Raw genomic sequence first — 20,175 nt, 5'->3', positions numbered from 1 at the left:
CGTCAGGCGTGCGCGAGGACCCGCGCCGGGCGCTCGCCGGACACGGCGAAGCGGACCATGTCGGTCTGGAGACGCGCAGCCTCCTCCTCGGCGACGGCGGCCCGGCCCGTCGCGACCGAGGCGGCGGCGATGGTCGAGAAGAGGGCGACGGGCGCGGCGACGACGGCCGTGGCGGTCATGCGGAACAGGAGTGCGGACGTGGTCATGGTGCCTTCCGGGGTTCGCGGTCACCCCGTTCTGGGGCGTCCACGACACAGGTGGTACCGAGCCGCACCGGATCGGATGCGGTCGTCGGACGAATGTCCGGCGGTTCGGGGGACCGGCGTGCGCTCCCGGGCCCGGGAACCAAACGTCCGTCCACCGTGACGCCGGGGCGACCCAGGTCCTGTGACCTGCCCACAGAGGGTCCGAGGACCCTCATCCTCGGACCTCGGAGCTCCGCCGCGGCCCGGCTCGGGGCCGGCGCGCCTCCGTGATCCCCCGGAGGCGGTCGCCGGGGAATTCCCCACGGCCCCGGCGGGCGATGCCGCATGGTCGTGGGCGGCCGCCGCTCGTAGCTTCGACGCATGGTCCTCCCCACGTCCCGTCCCTCCTCCACCGGCCGCTCCCTCGTCACCGTCGGCGGTGCCCTGCTGTGCGGCCTGCTCGCCGTCCCGGCCCACGCCGCCGCCGACGGTGGCGACGACCTCCGCACCACGAGCGCCCCCGCCGGCCCCGCGGCCCAGGTCGCCTGGCTCGACGGTCGGCGCCTGCGCGTGGCGACGCCCGACGGGGCCTCCCGCACCGTCGGCCGACTGCTCCACGGGGCCCGCGGCGACGTCGAGCTGCAGCTCAGCGGCGCGGGCGACGTCCTCGCCGTCACCACCGCGCGCCAGAGCTGGGTGGTCCCCGTCGCGGCCGGCGGCGTCCCGTCGCGCCTGCGCCACGACGGCGACGACGTCCTCACCGGCGGCGCGCTCCGGTTCTCCCCCGACGGTCGCCGGCTGCTGCTCGTCGGCGGCGGCACGCTCGTGCGGTGCCCGGTCGCCCCGGTCGGCGACTGCGCCGTCGACGCGCGCAACGCGCTCTCGGAGCACGGCGCGTCGTGGTCTCCCGACGGCTCGCGCTACGCGTACGTCCGTGCGCCGGCCGGGGCCGCCGGATCCTCGGACGTCGGGGACCTCGTCGTCGCGGACCCGTCCGAGCCCGGGGCGACGCACGTCGTGCAGCGCACCACGACGACCGGGCGCGGCGCCCGCCGGACCGTCTCGTACCCCACGCCGCCGATCTGGACAGCCGACGGCCTCAGCTGGTCGGTGGTCGTCGGGCGCGACGACGGCCCGGCGCGACGGGTCCGCACCCGCACGCAGGGGACCGACGGGCGGATCCGGACCGTGTTCTCCGCCCCGGCGGAGCGCGGGGGCGTGGCGCTCCCGTTCGTCGCGGCGTCCGGCTCGCCGGACGGCGGTCTCGTCGGCCTGCGCGTCCGCGACGTCGCCGAGCGGCGTCGCGACGGGACCGACCACCGCGACGTCGTCGACCTGCAGCGCGGCGACGGGACGGGCATCCGGGACTACGGGGTGGACGTCCCGGTCCGCGACGACCGCGGCGACCGCGTCCTCGGCCTGCTCGCCGACGGGCGCGTCGCCGTGGAGTCCCGGGCGTTCGGCGGCTCCGGGGTGCGGCAGCTCCGGCTGGCGGTGCCCGGGCGCACCAGCCTCGGGCGTCCGGTGGCCCGGGGCGAGGCCGTGACGGTCGCGACCCCGTACCCGAACGAGGCGCGCGACTACTGAGACGCCTCACACACGGTGTGGCTCGTCATGTGGTTCACTATTTGGCGTGCCACAACTTCGGTCGACCATCCAACGAACATGGCTTCGCGCCGCTGCCGCGGCCGGCGTCGTGCTCGCGTCGGTCGTCCTCTCCGGCTGCACCGACGCCGCCGAGCTCCGCAAGAACGACGGGCGGCTCGTCGTCCTGACGACCTTCACCGTGATCGCCGACATGACCCGCGAGGTCGCCGGCGACCGGGTCGAGGTCGCGTCGATCACGAAGCCCGGCGCCGAGATCCACGGCTACGAGCCCACCCCGTCGGACCTGAAGAAGGCCGCGCAGGCCGACCTCGTCCTCGAGAACGGGATGGGGCTCGAGAAGTGGTTTCAGCAGTTCATCGACCGGGCGAGCGGCGAGTCGGCGACCCTGACCGCCGGTATCCGGTCGATCCCGATCGGCGGCGGCTCCGAGTACGAGGGCAAGCCGAACCCGCACGCGTGGATGTCGACCGACAACGCGGCGATCTACGTCGAGAACATCCGGCGGGCGCTGACGACGCTCGACCCCGCCGGCGCCGACGAGTACCGGCGTCGCGCCGCCGACTACACCCGCCGGCTGCAGGCCGTCGGGCGCGAGGTCCGCGCGTCGCTGCAGGACGTTCCCGAGGAGCGGCGCGCGCTCGTCACCTGCGAGGGCGCGTTCTCCTACATCGCCCGCGACCTCGGGCTGCGCGAGGCGTACCTCTGGCCCGTCAACGCGGAGCAGGAGGGCACGCCGAAGCAGATCGCCTCGACCGTCGAGTTCGTCCGCGCCCGCGAGGTCCCCGGCGTCTTCTGCGAGTCGACCGTCAGCCGGAAGGCGCAGGAGCAGGTCGCGAGCGAGTCGGGCTCCCGCTTCGCCGGCGTCCTCTACGTCGACTCGCTCTCCGAGAAGGACGGCCCGGTGCCGACCTACCTCGAACTGCTGCGCCGCGACGCCCGCACGATCGCCGCCGGACTGACCGGGGCGCCCGCGCGATGAGCGCCCCCAGGCGCTCCGGACGGACCTCGGCCGCCCCCGCTCCGTCCGACGGAGACCGCACGCGACGGGCCCCGTTCCGTTCCACGACCCATCACGAGGACCACCGATGAGCCCACAGGACACCGCCCTCCGCCCGATCGTCGACGCGGCGGCGAACGGGACCCCCGTCGTTGCCGTGCGCGACCTCGTCGTCTCGTACGGCGCCAACCGCGCGCTGACCGGCGTCGACCTCGAGATCGCGCCGGGCCTCGTGCACGGCCTGATCGGCATGAACGGATCGGGCAAGTCGACGCTCTTCAAGGCGCTGATGGGGCTCGTGAAGCCGACGTCGGGGTCCGTCGCGCTCTTCGGCGCGGACCCGCGCGACGCCCGTCGCCACGGCCGCGTCGCCTACGCCCCGCAGGACGAGGACGTCGACGACGCGTTCCCCGTGTCCGTGCGCGAGGTCGTCGCCATGGGCCGCTACGGCCGACTCGGGCCGCTGCGTCGCCTGCGGCCCGAGGACCGCGAGGCCGTCGAGGCCGCGCTGGAGCGCTGCGAGCTGACCGACCTCGCCGACCGGCAGATCGGCGCGCTGTCCGGCGGCCAGCGCAAGCGCGCGTTCGTCGCCCGTGGCCTGGCCCAGGGCGCGGAGCTCCTGCTCCTCGACGAGCCGTTCGCCGGCGTCGACAAGCGCTCCGAGGCCACGATCACCGCGCTGCTGCGGAGCCTCGCCGCGGAGGGCCGGACGATCCTCGTCTCCACCCACGACCTCGTCGCCGTGCCCGCGCTCTGCGACGAGCTCGCGCTGATCAACCGCCGGATCGTCGCCCAGGGCACCCCGGACGAGACCCTGCGGCCCGAGCCGCTCGGCGAGGCGTTCGGCGGCTTCGTCCCCGTCGAGGCGCTCCGGCGGGAGGTCGCGGCATGACCGTCGTCGAGTGGTTCACCGATCCCCTGGCGTACGACTTCATGCGCCGGGCCCTGCTCGTCGCGGTGGTCTGCGGCGTCGTCTGCGCCGTCCTCTCCTGCTGGCTGACGCTGCTGGGCTGGTCGCTGATGGGCGACGCCGTGTCGCACGCCGTCCTCCCGGGCGTCGTCCTCTCCTACGTGATCGGGGCGCCGTTCGCGATCGGCGCGTTCCTCTTCGGCTCCGCGGCGGTCTTCCTCGTCGGCGGGCTGAACCGGACCTCGCGCGTGAAGGAGGACGCCGCGATCGGCATCGTCTTCACCGGCCTCTTCGCCCTCGGCCTCGTGCTGGTCAGCGCGATCCCGTCGCAGATCGACCTCTTCCACATCCTCTTCGGCAACGTCCTGGGCGTCTCCGACGGCGACATCCTGCAGGTCGTGCTCATCGGCACGCTCGTCACCGCCGTGCTGCTGCTCAAGCGCCGCGACCTCGTGCTCTACGCGTTCGACCCGACGCATGCGCACGCCGTCGGGATCTCGCCGAAGAAGCTCGAGGCGCTGCTGCTCGGCGCCCTCGCGCTGACGGTGATCGTCGCGCTGCAGGCCGTCGGCATCGTCCTCGTCGTCGCGATGCTCATCACCCCGGGCGCGACCGCGTACCTGATCACCGACCGCTTCTCCCGCATGCTCGCGTGGGCCGCGGCCGGCAGCGTCTCGGCGTGCCTCCTGGGCACCTACCTGAGCTACCACCTGGACTGGTCGACGGGCGGCTCGATCGTCTGCGTCCTGACCCTCCAGTTCGTGGCGGCCTACCTCGTGGCGCCCAAGGGCGTCCTGGCCGGCCGGCGCCGGGCCCGCGCGGCCTCGGCGGCCGTGCCGGCCTGATCCCGGCGCTCCGGCCCTCACCGGGCCGGGGCTCCGCACCGGCGTCCCGGCCCGGCGACGGACCCGGATGCCGACCGCGCCGCGGGACGGTGCGGGGGCGTGCCTGCGACCACGCCCCCGCGCCGCTCCGTGGTGCGACAACAACAGCACTGCGAAGGCCGGACACGAAATCGAGACGGCACCGCCGGCGACCGGACGCGCGACCGCCACGACCCGCGATCGTCGGCACCGGCCCTTGACGCGGCGGCGTCGGCGCACGGTCCTCGCCGCTCCGCGGACAGGTGCGGGCGCAGGAATGCACGCCACCCCGGCCCTTCCAGGACGGCCGGCGTTCGTTCCTGCGGCGTCGGCGCAGGAACGCGCGCCAGCCTGGGCCGGCCCGCTCGCCGGCATTCATTCCTGCGCCACGAGCGCAGCAACGCGCGCCAGCCCACCGGCGGGCAGCCTGGCGGCGTTCATTCCTGCGCCATCGGCGGCCCGACGCACTCGACCGACTGCCACCCCCGACTATGAAGCTTCTGGCCAATTTTGCTGATAAGTCCCCTTATCAATGATGACCAATACATCAAGATGTCCTCGCGGTACGGTCTCACCATGCTCGGAGAGGGGGTCGCTACACAGCAGTTGTCGATGCAGGAGATCGCGAACCTCGCCCAGGTCGAGCGGGCCGCGGTGACGATGTGGCGATCCCGATACCCGGCGACGAGCGCCCGACCGTTCCCCGATCCGATCAGCACGGATCCGGTGCGGTTCGAGGCTTCCGCCGTCGCGGCGTGGCTGTCGACCACCGGGCTCGGGAACAACCCTGAGGCACCGCTGGAGACCGCGCTCCACGCCGACACCTTCCGGCGGGTCACCGCCGCTCCCGGCGCCGCGTCCGCGCTGCTGCTCGCCCACCACCTCCTCGGCGAGCCGACCGCCGACCTCGACCCGGACGAGGCGACCCAGCGGCTCGGCGCTCTCCGGCCCGGACAGGCGTACGGCCCCTCGATCGTCGACGAGTCGGTGCTCGACGAGGTCGCACTAAGCGCCGCCTTTCGAGACCACGACCTCCGCAAGACCGTCGACGAGCTCGCCGAGGCTGCGTACTCCGGTGCCGGCGCGCTCGATCGCCTCGTCGAGACCTTCACCGACCGCGACGGACCTTGGGCGACTGAGGCGCTGACCGACGCTGCCCGCGAGCTCCTGGGCGGCGTCGTCGCCGAACTGCACCGGGCCCACCCGAGGGTCGTCGTGCCCGAGGGACCCGGAGGACTCCTCCTCGCGGGCTCGCTCGTGGACCACCTCGACGAGTGCGAGCGCCCGACCCTTCACCTGCAGACCTCCACGCTCGCGACGGACGCGGACCGGGCGGGCTGGCGCCGGCTCGCCGCGCACGAGTTCCCGATCGCGGCACCCGACGTTGCGTCCTCCGAGACCGGCGGCGGGAAGCTGCACCTGCTGCTCCGCCAGGACGTCCGTCGACCGAAGGACCTGACCGACGATGTCGAGCGCCTGCTCGTGGAGCTCGGGAGCGACGACCTGCTGCTGGTCGTCGGCCCCGCTCAGGTACTGACGGAACGGGACGGCCGCCACGTCCGCTCTCCCCTCCTCGCCCCGGCCCCGGACTACGCGGCACCGCTGCGGTACGCGGCACGCCTGCCGAAGGGGCTCAGCCGCTTCGGTGGCCGTCGACGGCTCGCGCTCTGGGTGTTCGGGCGTCCCGAGTCACACTGGACCGTCGTCGGGGCTCACGGCGACGCCCGCCTCGACGCCGCAGTCCGTTCCGCGATCACCGCCGACGTCATTGTCTCGGTCTCGCCCGCCCGCGACGTCGCGGCCCACGCGTTCCGGACCAGCTCGGTGCGTGAGACGCTCCGGTTCGTCCGCCAGGCCGCGCTGACCGCTCCCGCCGCGCGAGTGACCCCGGCCGTGCTCGGCGGCGAGCGCGTCGCTCGCCTGTGGGCGCTCCGCGACGCCTTGCCCGATGCCCACCCGACCGATCCGCTCGCGGGCGTGGACCTGATCGCGACCGAAGCCCCGTCCCCGCAGACCGTCGCGCTCGCTGACGCCGTTCCCGGACTCGCGGCCGACATCGCCGGTGTGCGGATCGCGGACGAGCACCTGGGACCGCTCGCAGCGGGCGCTGCGGGCGTCGTCGGCCCGGCAGAGATCCGCGATCCCGCATCCGTCGGCCGGCGGGGGATCGATCGCCTGGTCCTCGAGCGCGTCGCGCCGCGAGCCCGCCCCACCGAGCCGGGCGACGTCGTGTACGTCCCGACCGGCGTTCCCGCAGCGTTCGTCGACGAGGATGGCGGGCACGTGGTCCTCGCCCCCGCCCGGATCCTGCGCTGCAGCGAGGGCTCCGGAGGCCGTCGCCTGCTCCCGGCAGTCGTCGCCGTCGACGTCGCCGCCCAGACCGGCGGCGATCGCCTCGCGTGGCAGCTGCGAACCGCTCCCGCTGAGCGTGCCGACGACCTGACCGCCGTGCTCGCCCGGAGCGCCGAGCGCCGCCGACAGCTGGTGCGCGCCCTGCGCACCCTCGATGACGTGGAGCGCCAGCTCGTCGACGGCGTCGTCGACGGCGCGCTCCACGTCTCGCTCACTCCTTCCGTCCCGTCCCAGTCCCCGACCCCGAAAGCCGCGCGATGACCACGAAGAAGCCGAAGAAGAACGATCTCGCGCCCTCGACCGCGAAGGAGCTGCAGGACACGCTCTGGAAGGCGGCCGACAAGCTGCGCGGGTCGCTCGACGCCAGCCAGTACAAGGACGTCGTCCTCGGCCTGGTGTTCCTGAAGTACGTCTCCGACGCGTTCCAGGAGCGGCGGGAGGCGATCGCCTCCGAGCTCGAGGGTGAGGAAGAGGCGTACGTCCAGGAGACCCTCGAGGACGCAGATGAGTACGTCGGCAGCGGCGTGTTCTGGGTGGCGCCGAAGGCCCGGTGGAGCTGGATCGCCGAGCGCGCCAAGGGCACCCCGGCGTCGGCCACCGACGACGCGCAGAACGTCGGCGATCTGATCGACGCGGCGATGCAGGCGCTGATGCGCGACAACGAGTCGCTGAAGAGCACACTGCCGACGACGTACGGCCGCGACAACATCGACCAGCGCCGGCTCGGCGAGCTGGTCGACCTCTTCAACTCCGCGCGCTTCACCGGGCAGGGCGCCACGAAGGCCCGGGATCTGCTGGGTGAGGTCTACGAGTACTTCCTCGACAAGTTCGCCAAGGCCGAGGGCAAGCGCGGCGGGGAGTTCTACACGCCCCCGGTGCTCGTCCGGACGCTCGTCGAGATCCTCGAGCCGCACCAGGGGCGGGTCTACGACCCGTGCTGCGGCTCGGGCGGCATGTTCGTGCAGGCCGAGAAGTTCCTCGAGCGCCACGACGAGGATCCGACGAACCTCGCGATCTACGGCCAGGAGTCGAACGAGCGCACCTGGCGGCTGGCGAAGATGAACCTCGCGATCCACGGGATCGACTCGACCGGCCTGGGGCCGAGCTGGCAGGACACGTTCGCTCGCGACCTCCACGCCGACACGCAGGCCGACTTCGTCCTGGCGAACCCGCCGTTCAACATCAAGGACTGGATCCGGCGCGAGGACGACCCGCGGTGGCGCTACGGCGTCCCGCCGGTCCGCAACGCGAACTACGCGTGGATGCAGCACATCCTCAGCAAGCTGTCGGTGCAAGGCGAGGCCGCGGTGGTGATGGCCAACGGCACCATGGCCTCGAACACCGGCGGCGAGGGCGACATCCGCCGGGCGATGCTCGAGGACGACGCCGTCTCCTGCGTGATCGCGATGCCGACGAACCTCTTCCGCTCCGTGGCGATCCCGGTGTGCGTCTGGTTCTTCGCGATGGACAAGGGTGTCGGCACGAAGGGCGGCGTCGATCGACGCGGTCAGGTGCTGTTCGTCGACGCGCGCGAGCTCGGCCACATGGTCGATCGCGTGGAGCGCACGTTCTCCGACGAGGACATCGACCGGATTGCCGGCACGTTCCGCTCCTGGAGGGGGCGGGAGTCCGCCGTCGGCGACTACGAGGACGTGGCCGGGTTCTGCAGGAGCGCGGGGCTGGAGGAGATCGAGGAGGCCGGTTGGGCATTGACGCCAGGCCGCTACGTCGGAGCCCCGAAGGCCCCGGAGGACGCCGAGCCGATCGACGAGAAGATTGCGCGGCTGACGCGCGACCTGACCGAGGCCCTGGACGAGTCGGCTCGCCTGGACGCCGTGGTCCGCGAGCAGCTGGGGCGGTTGGCGTGAGGGGCCCGGACGACACCGGCGGGGGTGCGGCGGACGTCGTGCTCTACCAGGCCGACGACGGCAGCACGAAGCTGCAGGTGCGGATGGTGGACGAGACCGTCTGGCTCTCGCAGGCGCAGATGGTCGACCTGTTCCAGTCGAGCAAGTCGAACGTCAGCGAGCACATCCGGAACGTGTTCGCGGAGGGCGAGCTGGAGGAGTTCGCAGTTGTCCGGGATTTCCGGACAACTGCCGCGGACGGCAAGACCTACCGGGTCAAGCACTACGACCTCGACGTGATCATCTCGGTCGGCTACCGCGTGAAGTCCCTGCGCGGTACGCAGTTCCGGCGGTGGGCGCTCGACGTCCTGCGCGAGTACCTCGTCAAGGGCTTCGCGATGGACGACGACCGCCTGAAGGGCGTCGGCGGCGGGGACTACTGGCGGGAGCTCCTCGAACGGATCCGCGACATCCGCTCGAGCGAGAAGGTGCTGTATCGCCAGGTCCTCGACCTCTACGGCACGAGCGCGGACTACGACCCGCGGGCACCGGAGTCCCGGACGTTCTTCAAGGTCGTTCAGAACAAGCTGCACTACGCGGCACACGGGCACACCGCGGCCGAGGTGATCGTCGAGCGCGCCGACGCATCGAAGCCGAATATGGGCCTGATGTCGTTCGCCGGCGAGCAGCCGCGCCGCAGCGACGTCCGGGTGGCGAAGAACTACCTGACCCAGGACGAGCTGACCACGTTGAACCGCATGGTCTCGGCCTTCTTCGAGCTGGCCGAGCTGCAGGCGACGCGCCGCAAGCCGATGTACATGCAGGACTGGATCCGGGAGATCGACGACTTCGCGGACCGCTACGGCGAGGGCGTGCTGCCGAACGCAGGGTCGGTCAGCCAGAAGGCGGCGCTGGCGCGGGCCGAGGCGGAATTTGACGAGTACCGCAAGCGAACTGCGGACGAGCCGACGCCGGTGGAGCGGGAGTACGCGACACGTCTGAAGCACGCAGAGGAACGAGTTGAGCGGTCGACCCGGGAGGATCGGAAATGAGCCCGCGCAGTACGAATCGACGACGTGATGCGGCCGGAGACGACCCAGTCGCACTTTCCGAGCTAGTTCGCCTTCGGCGCGGCGCCTCTTACAAGAGCGCGCTGCTTGGCCCGGATGGAGTTGCCCTGCTCGGATTGGGAACCCTCGAGCGTCACGGCGGGTTCAAGGGAAGCAACGTGCGCTTCTACTGTGGAGAGGCGCCGGAACGGATGCTCGTGCGAACCGGAGACCTGTTCGTATCGCTGAAGGACATGACTCACGAGGCAGCACTGCTCGGTGCTGTCGCGCGAGTCCCTCCCGAGATAGCCGTCGCGAGGCTCACGCAGGACACCATCGCTCTCGATCTGATCGCCCCCAACCGGGTGAACCCCGAATTCCTCTACTGGCAGCTGAGGACGCCGCGATACCGGGCGTACTGCCGAGCCCACGGCACCGGGACAACCAATCTAGATCTCTCCCAAGAGAACTTCTTGTCGTTCGAGTTTGCGTTGCCAAGCGTTCCGGAGCAGGGCGCTCGTGTGCGTGTCCTTTCTGCGCTCGACGACAAGATCGCGGCTAACCGCAAGGTCGTGCGACGCGCCGATGACTTGAGAAGAGCCCAATGGCGGCAGGCCGCTCAAAGCTCTCCGTCCGTTGCGTTGTCTTCCGTCGCGCGCTTCGTCAACGGGAAGGCATTCACGAAGAATGCAAGTGGAGCCGGGCGGATGGTCATTCGGATCGCAGATCTGCGATCGGGTCCCGGCGCATCGACGGTCTACAACGACATTCGCGTAGAAGACGACCACATCGCCCGGCCCGGAGACCTGCTGATGGCGTGGTCTGGGTCGCTGATGAGTGCCCGGTGGCACCGAGACGAAGCAATTGTCAACCAGCACATCTTCAAGGTCGTCCCGCAGCCCGGGAACCCGCTTTGGGCCGTCGCCTGCGCCGTCGACTCGAAGATCGACGCCTTCGTGGCGATCGCGGCGACGAAGGCCACGACGATGGGTCACATCCAGCGCCATCACCTCGATGAACCCGTGTCGTGGCCAAACTTGAGTGACGTCGAGCGCAAGGCTGGCGAAACGCTCTGGGACCGGGCACTCGCCGCCGAACGCGAGAACGAAGCCCTCGCCGCCACCCGGGACGAGCTTCTCCCCCTCCTCATGAGCGGCCGCATCACCGTCAAGGACGCCGAGCGGCGTGTCGAGGACGAGACCTGAGATGGCCAGCATGGACGAGGCGGCGCTCGAGCTCTGGGCGCAGGAGGAGCTCGCCGAGCTCGAGTGGGAGCCGATCGAGGGAAAGACCATTGCTCCCGGATCCGACCAGCGGGAGACCTGGGGCGACATCGTCCTGCGGGGGCACCTCGACACGGCGCTGCGGAACCTCAATCCGCAGGTCCCCGATCGGTACCTGCGCCAGGCGGCGGTCGAGATCCTCACGCCCCAGTCGCAGGACGCCATCGCCGAGAACTTCCGGCTGCACCAGGTGCTCACCGAGGGGTACCGCGGCGTCACCTACGTCGATGACAGCGGGCAGGAGGTCAACCCCACCGTCCGCGTGCTGTCGGCCGACCCGTCCAAGAACAGGTTCCTCGCGGTCAACCAGGTCACGATCCGCAGGCGTGAGCACGAGCGGCGCTTCGACCTCGTGCTCTACGTCAACGGCCTGCCGCTCGCGATCATCGAGTTGAAGAAGGCCGGAGCGGCGAGCACGAGCGCCGAGGGCGCCTACAACCAGCTGCAGACCTACGTCGACGAGTTCCCGATGGCGTTCCGGTTCGCCGCGGTCGTCGTCGCCAGCGACGGGGTCACCGCGCGCTACGGCACGCCCTTCACGCCGTGGCACCACTTCGCGCCGTGGAACGTCGACGACTCCGGCCGGCTGGTCGGACCCGGCGAGCTCACCAGCGACGGCGAGCCCGTGACCGAACTGGGCCTGACGCTCGACGGGCTCTTCAACGTCGAGCGGTTCGGACAGCTCCTGCGCGACTTCGTCGCGTTCGACCAGGACGACGCCGGCCTGAGCAAGCGGATCGCCAAGCCCCACCAGTACTTCGCCGTCACCAAGGCGGTCGCGAGCACCGTGCGCGCCGTCGACGAGGACGGACGCGCCGGCGTCGTCTGGCACACCCAGGGCTCGGGCAAGTCGATGGAGATGGAGCTCTACGCCGCCAAGGTGCTCCGCCACCCGCGCCTGGCGAACCCCACCATCGTCGTCATCACCGACCGCACCGAGCTCGACACCCAGCTCTACGACGGGTTCCGCGTCAGCACCCTGCTGCCCGAGTCCCCGCAGACCGTCGGCAGCCGCGAGGACCTCCGGACCGAGCTCGCCGCCCGCCGATCCGGCGGCATCTACTTCACCACCCTGCAGAAGTTCGGATTGTCGTCCGACGAGCGCGACGCCGGCGCGGAGCACCCCCTGTTGTCGGACCGCCGCAACATCGTCGTGATGGCCGACGAGGCGCACCGCAGCCACTACGACTCGATCGACGGCTACGCCGCCCACCTACGTCGCGCGCTGCCCCGTGCCACGCTGATCGCGTTCACCGGCACCCCGATCGCCGAGGGCGAGCGGGACACGCGCCGTGTCTTCGGCGACGACATCGACGTCTACGACCTGCACCGCGCCGTCGCCGACGGCGCGACCGTGCCGGTCTCGTTCGAGCCGCGGCTGATCAAGCTCGCCCTCGCCGACGGGGTCGACGCCGACGCGCTCGACGACGCCGCCGAGGAGGCCACCGGCAAGCTCGACGAGACCGACCGCGACCGCCTGCAGCGCAGCGTCGCGGTGCTCGACACCGTCTACGGCGCGCCCGAGCGGCTGAAGGTCCTCGCGGCCGACATCGTCGAGCACTGGGAGACCCGCCGCGGGCTCATGACGCCCTTCATGGGTGGCGCCGGCAAGGCGATGATCGTCTGCGCCACGCGGTCGATCGCGGCCCGGCTCTACGAGGAGATCGTCGCGCTGAAGCCCGACTGGCACGACGACGCCGACGACAAGGGCCAGATCAAGGTCGTCTACACCGCGAGCCCGTCCGACCCGGCGCCGATCAAGAAGCACATGCGTCGCCCGAGTGCGACGGCCGCCGTCAAGGCGCGGATCAAGAACGCGGACGATCCGCTCGAGCTCGTGATCGTCAAGGACATGATGCTCACCGGCTTCGACGCGCCGCCGCTGCACACGCTGTACCTCGACCGGCCGCTGAAGGGCGCGCTCTTGATGCAGACGCTCGCCCGCGTCAACCGCACGTACCGCGGCAAGCAGGACGGGCTGCTCGTCGCCTACGCCCCGTTGGCGGAGAACCTGCAGAAGGCGCTGTCCGAGTTCACGCGCGAGTCCTCGCAGGTCGGCGAGCGGGTCGTCGGCCGGACCGCCGAGGAGGCGGCCGCGATCGTCCACGACCTGCTCGACGCGCTGAAGGACCTGGTCGGTGAGGACTGGAAGACGACCTTCAATGCCGACGCGAAGAAGGGCTGGGTGAACGCCGTCGCCGGCGTGACGACAACCCTGCGCTCGCCGCTCACCCCGGGCAACACCGACCCCGAGGACCCGGACGCACGGCCGGTGGCCGACGCCTACCGTGGGCACGCGTCGAAGCTCTCCCGCGCGTGGGCACTCGCGGCCGGGGTCACCGAGCTGGAGACCGTCCGTCCCGACGTGCGGTTCCACGAGGAGGTCCGCGTCTGGATGGCGAAGCTCGATGCGCAGGAGCGGATCGCGCAGGGCGAGCCGATCCCCGACGACATCCGCCGCCTGCTCGGCGACATCATCGTCACCTCCACGCGCTCCGAGGGCGTGATCGACATCTACCGCGAGGCCGGCCTGGCCCGCCCGCGGCTCGACGCGCTGACGCCGGCGTGGCAGGAGGAGGCGACCGACACGCCGAGTCGCGCGCAGCTGGCGATCGAGGCGCTGAAGGCGAGCATCCTCGAGGAGTCGGCGGCCGCCACCCAGGGCAACGAGGTCCGCCGGAAGCTGTTCTCCGAGCGGGTCCAGGAGCTCATGAGCCGGTACACCAACCAGCAGCTCACGGCCGCCCAGGTGATCGCCGAGCTCGTCGAGATGGCAAAGGAGGTCGTCGCCGAGGCCGAGCGCGGCAAGCGCTTCGACCCGCCGCTGCACGCCGACGAGCTGGCGTTCTACGACGTCGTCGCCCAGAACCCGTCCGCGGTCGAGGAGATGGGCGACGACGTCCTCGCCCTCATCGCCCGCGACCTCGTCGAGACGATGCGCCGCGACACCCGCACCGACTGGACGGTGCGGGAGGACGTCAAGGCGAAGCTCCGCGCCAGCATCAAGCGGCTGCTGCGCAAGCACGGCTACCCACCCGACCAGCAGCGCGAGGCGATCGTCCGGGTGCTCGAGCAGATGGAGGCGATGGCCCCGCGGTTCGCGGAGGAGCTGCGGGGCTGAAGCGGGCTACCGGCGCAATTGCACGCTGCTCCGCAGCGCCTTGCCGCCGGCGACGACGATCGACAGCTTCGTCGAGGACCGCTTGCGCAGGCGTTTGGCCGCCGTCTTCGAGATGCGGACCTTCACCGCGAAGGTGCGATCCCCACCGATGGAGGTCGATGCCTTTCCGATGTCGACCGGCAGGCGGTACTTCCGTGCGAGGGCCTTCGCGATCCGCAGTCGGACCGTGACCCGGGCGCCGATTTTCGACCCCGTCCCGCGGACGAGGGCGCCTGTCGAACGGGCCGCGCTGATCCTCATCGTCGCCGTCCCCCGCAGGATCCCCGACCCCGTCCCGACGGGACCGGACCCGCCGGCCGACCCGCCACCGGTCGGCGCCTTCGACGGAACGGCGATCTTCAGGGTCTGCGACGTGCTGTTCCCGAGCTTGTCGACGGCACGGACGGTCACCGCCGACGCGCTGGTCCACCCGCTCGAGGGCGGGGTGATCGTGTAGCGGCTCTGGGTGGACGTGCCGTTCGAGTCCTCGCGGACCCTCGCCGACGCTTCGCCGGCGACGACATCGGTGTCGTACGCAAGACCCGCAGGATCGGTGATGACCACGGCGCTCGGCGCCGTGCTGCTCGACGGCTGGGTGAGAGCGATCTGCGGTGCGCTGCTGTCGAAGGCGACCGGGACGTTCTGCGTGTTCGATCCGCCGTAGGGATCGGCGGAGCGGATCTGCAGCGTGTACGCCCCGTCGGGCAACGGCAGACCTGCTCCGTCGAGCCCGTCGTACGTGAAGCTCCGGGCGCCCGACGTCACCGCGAACGGCGCGTACGCCCGACGGACCGCCCCGGTGGCGTCGAGGATCGCGAACGAGACCGTCGTGTCGCCGTCGAGCGAGTACCTCACGGTCGAGGCGCTCGCTGCCTGCGCGACCGCGGGAGCGCTGGCACCGGAGATCGCGACGGGCAGCGGTCGAACGGAAACCTGATACCGGGCCTGAGGTCCGTCGAGCTTCTCGATCCCGACGCTCTGCGGGGTCGGGGATGCGTAGAGCTGGCCCAGCGGGACGGTCGCGGCGCCCGTAACCGTCTGATTGCTCGTGCCGTACACCCTGACGGCGCCCTGGGTCACGCTGACGTCGGCCACGAACGTGGCGCGCGAAGGCACCAGGAACGGCAACGAATCCGTGCCGGTCGACAGCTTCGAAGCCGGGTACGCGACTGGTGGGGTCGGTGTCGCGTAGAAGGCCACGGTCGCCGATCGGGCGCCTGCTCCGCAGTAGAGGGTCGCGGTCGGTGACGCGTTCGCTCCGAACCTGGAGAACCATGTCGAGCTGTACGTCACGACGAATCGATCGTCGGCGTCAGCGCCGAGGCTCGTAGACGAATCGGCGTCGCCGCCACTGACGACGAGGGTCGGGAAGCCGGTGCCCGCGGTGTGAGTGACGCGACCGACGAGGTTGGGGCGATCGATGCCGAATGGTGCGAGCGACGTGGTGGCGTTTTTCCCTGATGCACAGCTGACCGGGAGCTGCGCGATCGGTGCACCGAGTTCGGCGGCGGACGCCGACGATGGGACGGCGGCTACAGCGAGCAACGCTGCTGATCCGAGCGAGAGACGACGTGACATGAGACCTCTGGTGTTGGCGAGCCGACGACGCGTCGGGCTGGGACGTGGGAAGGACGGCACGGCCGTGCGCTGTCGGGCCGGAACCTACGGCATCCGACGGCCTGCGAACCGGACGTCGTCGCGCGGAACCCTGGGCGCGCGAGTCCAGAAGTGGTCGTCGAGTCGGGCGTCCGATCTGACACGTCACCCGATCGCCTGGACCTTTTGTTGCACGCGACGACCGCGCGACCGCCGGTCCGTCACGGCCTGAGGACCGGCGGGTGCGTCCCGCCCGCGACGTCGAACTCGCCGGCGCGGATCTCCTCGCCGCAGGCACCACAGACCGAGACCGGGTGGAGCTCCGCGCCGCAGCGGTGGCGGAAGATCGCCGTCGGCGTGGCGTCCCCGCCGGTGTGGCGGTCCCCCCAGACCTTCAGTGCGAGGAGGACCGGGACGAGGTCGACGCCGGCCTCCGTCAGCACGTACTCGTCCCGCGGCGGTCGCTCGGAGTAGCGACGACGGGTGACGACGCCCGCGGCCTCGAGCCGGCGCAGCCGGGAGGTCAGGAGCGACCGGGGCGCCCCGGTCAGCGTCGCGAGCTCGGAGAACCGACGGTAGCCGTAGAGGATCTCGCGCAGCAGCGGCAGCGTGTGACTGTCCCCGAGCACCGCCACGGCGTCGGTCATCGAGCACGTCCGCGGACTCGGTAGCGCTTCCGGACCCATGCCGGTACGGTACCGCGCAGTCAGTCCACAATCTGGACCACCCGCCACCACCGAGCAGCCCATGTCCGTCTTCGAGACCCCGTCCTCCAGCAGCGGCGCGACACCCGACGCCGTCCCCTCCAGACGCCTCGACGCCGGCGGGATCGACACGTTCCTCCACGACGCCGGCACCGGCGACGTGCCGACGATCTGCGTGCACGGCAACCCGGACTCGGCCGACGCGTGGCTCCCGCTCCTCCGGCGCTCCGCGGAGCTCGGGCGGGTCGTGGCGCCGGACCTCCCAGGCTTCGGTCGCTCCGGGCGCCCGGACCCCGCGCGGTTCGACGCGTCGCTCGACGCCTACGTCGCGTGGTTCGACGCCTTCGTGGACGCGCTCGACGTCCCGCGCTTCGACCTCGTCGTCCACGACTGGGGCAGCCTCGCGCTCGCCGCCGCGGCGCGACGTCCCGGGCGGATCCGGCGGCTGGTGGCGATCGACGTCGTGCCGCTGTCGGCGGACTACCGCTGGCACTGGCTGGCCACGTACCTGTGGCGCCCGCGGGTCGTCGGCGAGGTCGGCATGACGGTGTTCAACCGGTTCACGATCAAGCTGCTGACGCGCCTGCAGCGCCCGGGGCTCCGTCCGCTCGACGCCGACCTGCTGGATCGCATCCGGCGCGATCTCGACCCGGCGATGAAGCGCGCGATCCTCGCGCTGTACCGGTCCGCCGGCCCGGAGGTCCTCGGCCGCTACGGCGACCGTCTCGCGGACGTCACCGCACCCGCGCTCGTGATCTGGGGCGCCGACGACCCGTACGTCGGCAGCGGCGAGATGGACGTCCTCGCCCGGGCGCTCGGTGGTCCGGTGGAGACCGCGCTCGTCGACGGCGGCCACTGGCCGATGCTCGACACCGACGAGGTGTTCGACCGGACGGTCGCGTTCCTCACGGGGCCGACGACCGCCTGATCCGACGGCGGCATGTCACACGCGGACACCCCGTCCCGTCGAAGGGACATGACCACCACCGAGACCCCCACCACCACGACCACCCACGGCCCGCGCCTGGACGCCATGCAGCACGCCGGAGCCGTCGCCGCCGCCCTCGGCCGGGTCGAGCAGCGCATCGACCTGGACCCCGTCCTCAAGGAGCTGATCAAGCTCCGGGCGTCGCAGATCAACGGCTGCGCGTTCTGCCTCGACATGCACTGGACCGACGCGAAGGCCCAGGGCGAGAGCGACGTCCGGCTCGCCCAGCTGCCCGCCCACGCGGAGAGCCCGTACTTCGACGCCCGCGAGAAGGCGGTCCTCGCGCTGACCGACGCGGTGACGCTCGTCGCGGAGACGCAGGTCCCCGACGACGTCTGGGGCGAGGCCGCCCGGCATCTCGACGACGCCGAGCTCTCGCACGTGCTGTTCCAGATCGCCGCGATCAACGCGTGGAACCGCGTGGCCGTCGCGACGCGGATGGTGCCGGCGAGCTGGGACGCCGCGTAGGCGGGTCTCAGGCGCCGGGCTCGCCCCAGTCGGCGAGCGCCCCGCCGACGAGGTCCTGCATGAGCGTCTCGTAGGCCCACTCGATCTCGCCCGCCGTCACCTCGACCCCGACCCGGACCACGGCGTCCGGCGTGATCCGCAGCACGAGGTCCGCGGGCCGGTCCGGGTCCGGCTCGTCGTCCGGGTCCACGGTCCGCACGGCGGCCACGGTCGTCGCCCCGTCGACCGGGTCGTCCCCCGGCCGCGCGGCGGCGGTGCCGTCCTGCGACGGGTCGGCCGCGCCCCGTCCGGGGCCGAGCACCACCGCGGTCGTCGTCCCGGCGGGGCCGTCCCACGTCCACGTCCGGACGGCGCCGCCGACGAGGATCGCCGAGTGCATCTCGGGCGGCGTCCCGTCGGGTCCCGTCAGCGCGACCGACCAGTAGGCGCTCGTGGCCACGAGGACGTCCTCGAGGTCGCCGACGTCTTCCGGACCGGCGACCGCCAGTGCCGGACCGCCCCCCGCAGGCTCGACGATCCGCGCACGGCCCTCGGCGTCCCGGCCGACCCGGAGCTCGGCCGACGGTCGTTCATCGCCGCCGGACAGCCCGTCCGCCACGCTGCGCCACCAGGGCACGAGCTCGTCGAGCGGGACGGTGGGCGACGCGACGCCGTCCTCCCAGGCGACGACCGAGCGCCGGGCGTCGTCGGTCAGCGACCGCACGGCGTCCGGGTCCCCGATCGCGTCACTGGAGCCGGCGCCCATGGTGCCTACGCTAGTCGGCCGGGACCGCGAGCGGCGCACGACGCCGACCGCGTCCGCGCCCGCCCGCCGATCAGGTCAGGCGACGCCGGTCGTCCGGGCGGACGTCCGCCGGCCACCACCGGTCGATGCGGGGCGCCGGACGGCCGTCCGGCGCGACGACGATCGCGACGGTGTCCCGCCCCGCGGCCGCCGTCGCGCGGTTGATCGCGCCGACCACGTCGAGCTCGAGCTCCTCGAGCCGCACCAGGGCCTGCGCGACCCGGCCCTGGGCGTCGTCGTCCAGCGGCGGCAGCTCGCGCAGGCCACGGAGGGTCCGCCACGGCTCGTCGCCGCGATCGGACCGCGTCCAGGCGGTGACGGGGGCGACCGGGACGCGACCACGGACGTCGACGACGGTCGGGCGGAACAGCCGCCGCCGGACGACGTCCTCGAACCGGGTGCCCGGGTGGCCCGACCAGTCGGGGGCCGCGCCGACCGGTGACAGCCGCACGACCACCACCGAGGGCGGGGCCAGGTCGGCCCCCCACGCGGCGGCGACGGCGGTCCCGCGCGCCGTGAGGTCGTTCGTCGCGTGCCGGTGTGCGGTCTCGAAGGACGCGAGCCACTCCGCGGCGCCGCCGGCGAGCACGTCGGCATCGACGCCGGCCAGCAGCTCCCGCATCAGCTCCTCCGTCCGGCGCTCGAGGTCCGCGGACGTGACGTGCCGTCGAACGGGGACGGCCACGCCTCCGGTGACCCGGAGCACCGCGTCGACCGGACGGTCGCTCGCGGCCTCCCCGTCGTCGACGGCCACCGCGACCGTCGTCCCCGGGTCGGCGTCCGTCGCGTCGAGGACGAGCGCCATCGTCGAGCCGGTGGCGGTCGTGCTGCCCCAGACCCGGGGCTCGTCGCCGAGCAGCAGGACGACGTGGAACTCGCGCTGCTCCCCGCTCGGCCCGGCGACGGCGATCGACCAGAGCCCGCCGCCCGGCACGAGGGCGTCGTCGAGCCCCTCCGCGTCCTCCCGGCTCGCCGCCGCGAGCAGCGCGCCGCCCACGGCGGCCTCGACGATCCGCGCGCGGCCGTCGCGGTCCCGGCCGACACGCACGGCGCCGCCGGCGGCCCCGCCGTCGACCGTCCCGCCGGCCGCCGCGGCGACGGACCGCCACCACGGGACGAGCTCGTCGAGCGGCGCGGTCGCGGACGTCCCGTGCTCGTCCCAGGAGACGACGTGGGGACGCGCCAGCGCCGCCATCGCCCCCACCGCGTGCGGATCGCCGATGACGTCGCTGGTGCCCGGACCGTCCATGGGCCCACCGTAGACGCCGTCCGCACCGGGTGTCGGGGCATCGGGCCGAACGGCGGTCGGGTGGCTCCCGGGGTGGCGTCCGGACCCCGGACGTGATCGGCTGTCACAGGACGGGTCCCCGGACCGTCGGAC

The 20,175-nt window shown here is 72.3% G+C and carries 16 protein-coding genes; 11 read left to right on the top strand and 5 right to left on the bottom strand.

Going from position 1 to position 20,175, the window contains the following annotated elements:
• Positions 1 to 2: 2 nt before the first annotated feature.
• Positions 3 to 206, bottom strand: coding sequence for a hypothetical protein (locus PATMI_RS0107265; protein WP_026910406.1), 204 nt, complete (start codon positions 204 to 206; stop codon positions 3 to 5).
• Between the two features lie 360 nt (positions 207 to 566).
• On the opposite strand from PATMI_RS0107265, the gene PATMI_RS0107260 reads away from it, so the two are divergent.
• From PATMI_RS0107260 to PATMI_RS0107220, 9 genes are all read left to right on the top strand, one after another.
• Complete coding sequence (locus PATMI_RS0107260) at positions 567 to 1,772, top strand: PD40 domain-containing protein (RefSeq protein ID WP_026910405.1); 1,206 nt, start codon at positions 567 to 569, stop codon at positions 1,770 to 1,772.
• A gap of 46 nt (positions 1,773 to 1,818) precedes the next feature.
• Entirely contained in the window at positions 1,819 to 2,772 is a 954-nt protein-coding gene (locus PATMI_RS0107255) for a metal ABC transporter substrate-binding protein (RefSeq protein ID WP_026910404.1), read from the top strand.
• 106 nt (positions 2,773 to 2,878) lie between these two features.
• The gene (locus PATMI_RS0107250) at positions 2,879 to 3,682 is read left to right on the top strand and encodes a metal ABC transporter ATP-binding protein (RefSeq protein ID WP_084269761.1); all 804 of its coding nucleotides are present in this window, start codon (positions 2,879 to 2,881) and stop codon (positions 3,680 to 3,682) included.
• Entirely contained in the window at positions 3,679 to 4,545 is an 867-nt protein-coding gene (locus PATMI_RS0107245) for a metal ABC transporter permease (RefSeq protein ID WP_026910402.1), read from the top strand. Before PATMI_RS0107250 ends, PATMI_RS0107245 begins: the two co-directional genes overlap by 4 nt.
• 594 nt (positions 4,546 to 5,139) lie before the next feature.
• Positions 5,140 to 7,176, top strand: coding sequence for a hypothetical protein (locus PATMI_RS0107240; protein WP_157260660.1), 2,037 nt, complete (start codon positions 5,140 to 5,142; stop codon positions 7,174 to 7,176).
• Entirely contained in the window at positions 7,173 to 8,783 is a 1,611-nt protein-coding gene (locus tag PATMI_RS0107235; protein ID WP_026910400.1) for a class I SAM-dependent DNA methyltransferase, read from the top strand. Before PATMI_RS0107240 ends, PATMI_RS0107235 begins: the two co-directional genes overlap by 4 nt.
• The gene (locus PATMI_RS0107230) at positions 8,780 to 9,814 is read left to right on the top strand and encodes a virulence RhuM family protein (protein ID WP_051471172.1); all 1,035 of its coding nucleotides are present in this window, start codon (positions 8,780 to 8,782) and stop codon (positions 9,812 to 9,814) included. The genes PATMI_RS0107235 and PATMI_RS0107230 overlap by 4 nt, the downstream gene beginning before the upstream one ends.
• Positions 9,811 to 11,016 carry a restriction endonuclease subunit S domain-containing protein gene (locus PATMI_RS0107225; protein ID WP_157260659.1) on the top strand — a complete coding sequence of 402 codons (1,206 nt, stop codon included), beginning with the start codon at positions 9,811 to 9,813 and terminating at the stop codon, positions 11,014 to 11,016. Before PATMI_RS0107230 ends, PATMI_RS0107225 begins: the two co-directional genes overlap by 4 nt.
• 1 nt (position 11,017) lies before the next feature.
• Entirely contained in the window at positions 11,018 to 14,215 is a 3,198-nt protein-coding gene (locus tag PATMI_RS0107220) for a type I restriction endonuclease subunit R (RefSeq protein WP_211241709.1), read from the top strand.
• A gap of 6 nt (positions 14,216 to 14,221) precedes the next feature.
• Here PATMI_RS0107220 and PATMI_RS0107215 read toward each other — a convergent pair whose 3' ends face one another.
• Positions 14,222 to 15,370: a FlgD immunoglobulin-like domain containing protein gene (locus PATMI_RS0107215; RefSeq protein ID WP_169738337.1), complete on the bottom strand. Its 1,149-nt coding sequence runs from the start codon at positions 15,368 to 15,370 to the stop codon at positions 14,222 to 14,224.
• Between the two features lie 701 nt (positions 15,371 to 16,071).
• A complete protein-coding gene (locus PATMI_RS0107210; RefSeq protein ID WP_084269759.1) occupies positions 16,072 to 16,497 on the bottom strand; it encodes a winged helix-turn-helix transcriptional regulator in 426 nt (141 codons plus the stop codon).
• A gap of 100 nt (positions 16,498 to 16,597) precedes the next feature.
• Between PATMI_RS0107210 and PATMI_RS34080 the strand changes: the two genes are divergently transcribed.
• Complete coding sequence (locus PATMI_RS34080) at positions 16,598 to 17,482, top strand: alpha/beta fold hydrolase (RefSeq protein ID WP_051471171.1); 885 nt, start codon at positions 16,598 to 16,600, stop codon at positions 17,480 to 17,482.
• 48 nt (positions 17,483 to 17,530) lie between these two features.
• On the top strand, positions 17,531 to 18,010 hold the full coding sequence (locus tag PATMI_RS0107200; RefSeq protein ID WP_036725412.1) for a carboxymuconolactone decarboxylase family protein: 480 nt from the start codon (positions 17,531 to 17,533) through the stop codon (positions 18,008 to 18,010).
• A 7-nt stretch (positions 18,011 to 18,017) separates the two neighbouring features.
• On the opposite strand, the gene PATMI_RS0107195 is transcribed toward PATMI_RS0107200, so the two are convergent.
• Together PATMI_RS0107195 and PATMI_RS0107190 are read right to left on the bottom strand one after the other, a co-directional pair.
• A complete protein-coding gene (locus tag PATMI_RS0107195) occupies positions 18,018 to 18,755 on the bottom strand; it encodes a hypothetical protein (RefSeq protein WP_026910393.1) in 738 nt (245 codons plus the stop codon).
• Between the two features lie 70 nt (positions 18,756 to 18,825).
• Positions 18,826 to 20,043: a hypothetical protein gene (locus PATMI_RS0107190; protein ID WP_026910392.1), complete on the bottom strand. Its 1,218-nt coding sequence runs from the start codon at positions 20,041 to 20,043 to the stop codon at positions 18,826 to 18,828.
• Between the last annotated feature and the right edge of the window lie 132 nt (positions 20,044 to 20,175).

The sequence above is a fragment of the Patulibacter minatonensis DSM 18081 genome (genome assembly GCF_000519325.1).
Classification (GTDB): Bacteria; Actinomycetota; Thermoleophilia; order Solirubrobacterales; family Solirubrobacteraceae; genus Patulibacter; species Patulibacter minatonensis.
The sequence above is the reverse complement of the archived record's forward strand: the minus strand, read 5'-3'. Positions and strand labels throughout refer to the sequence as shown.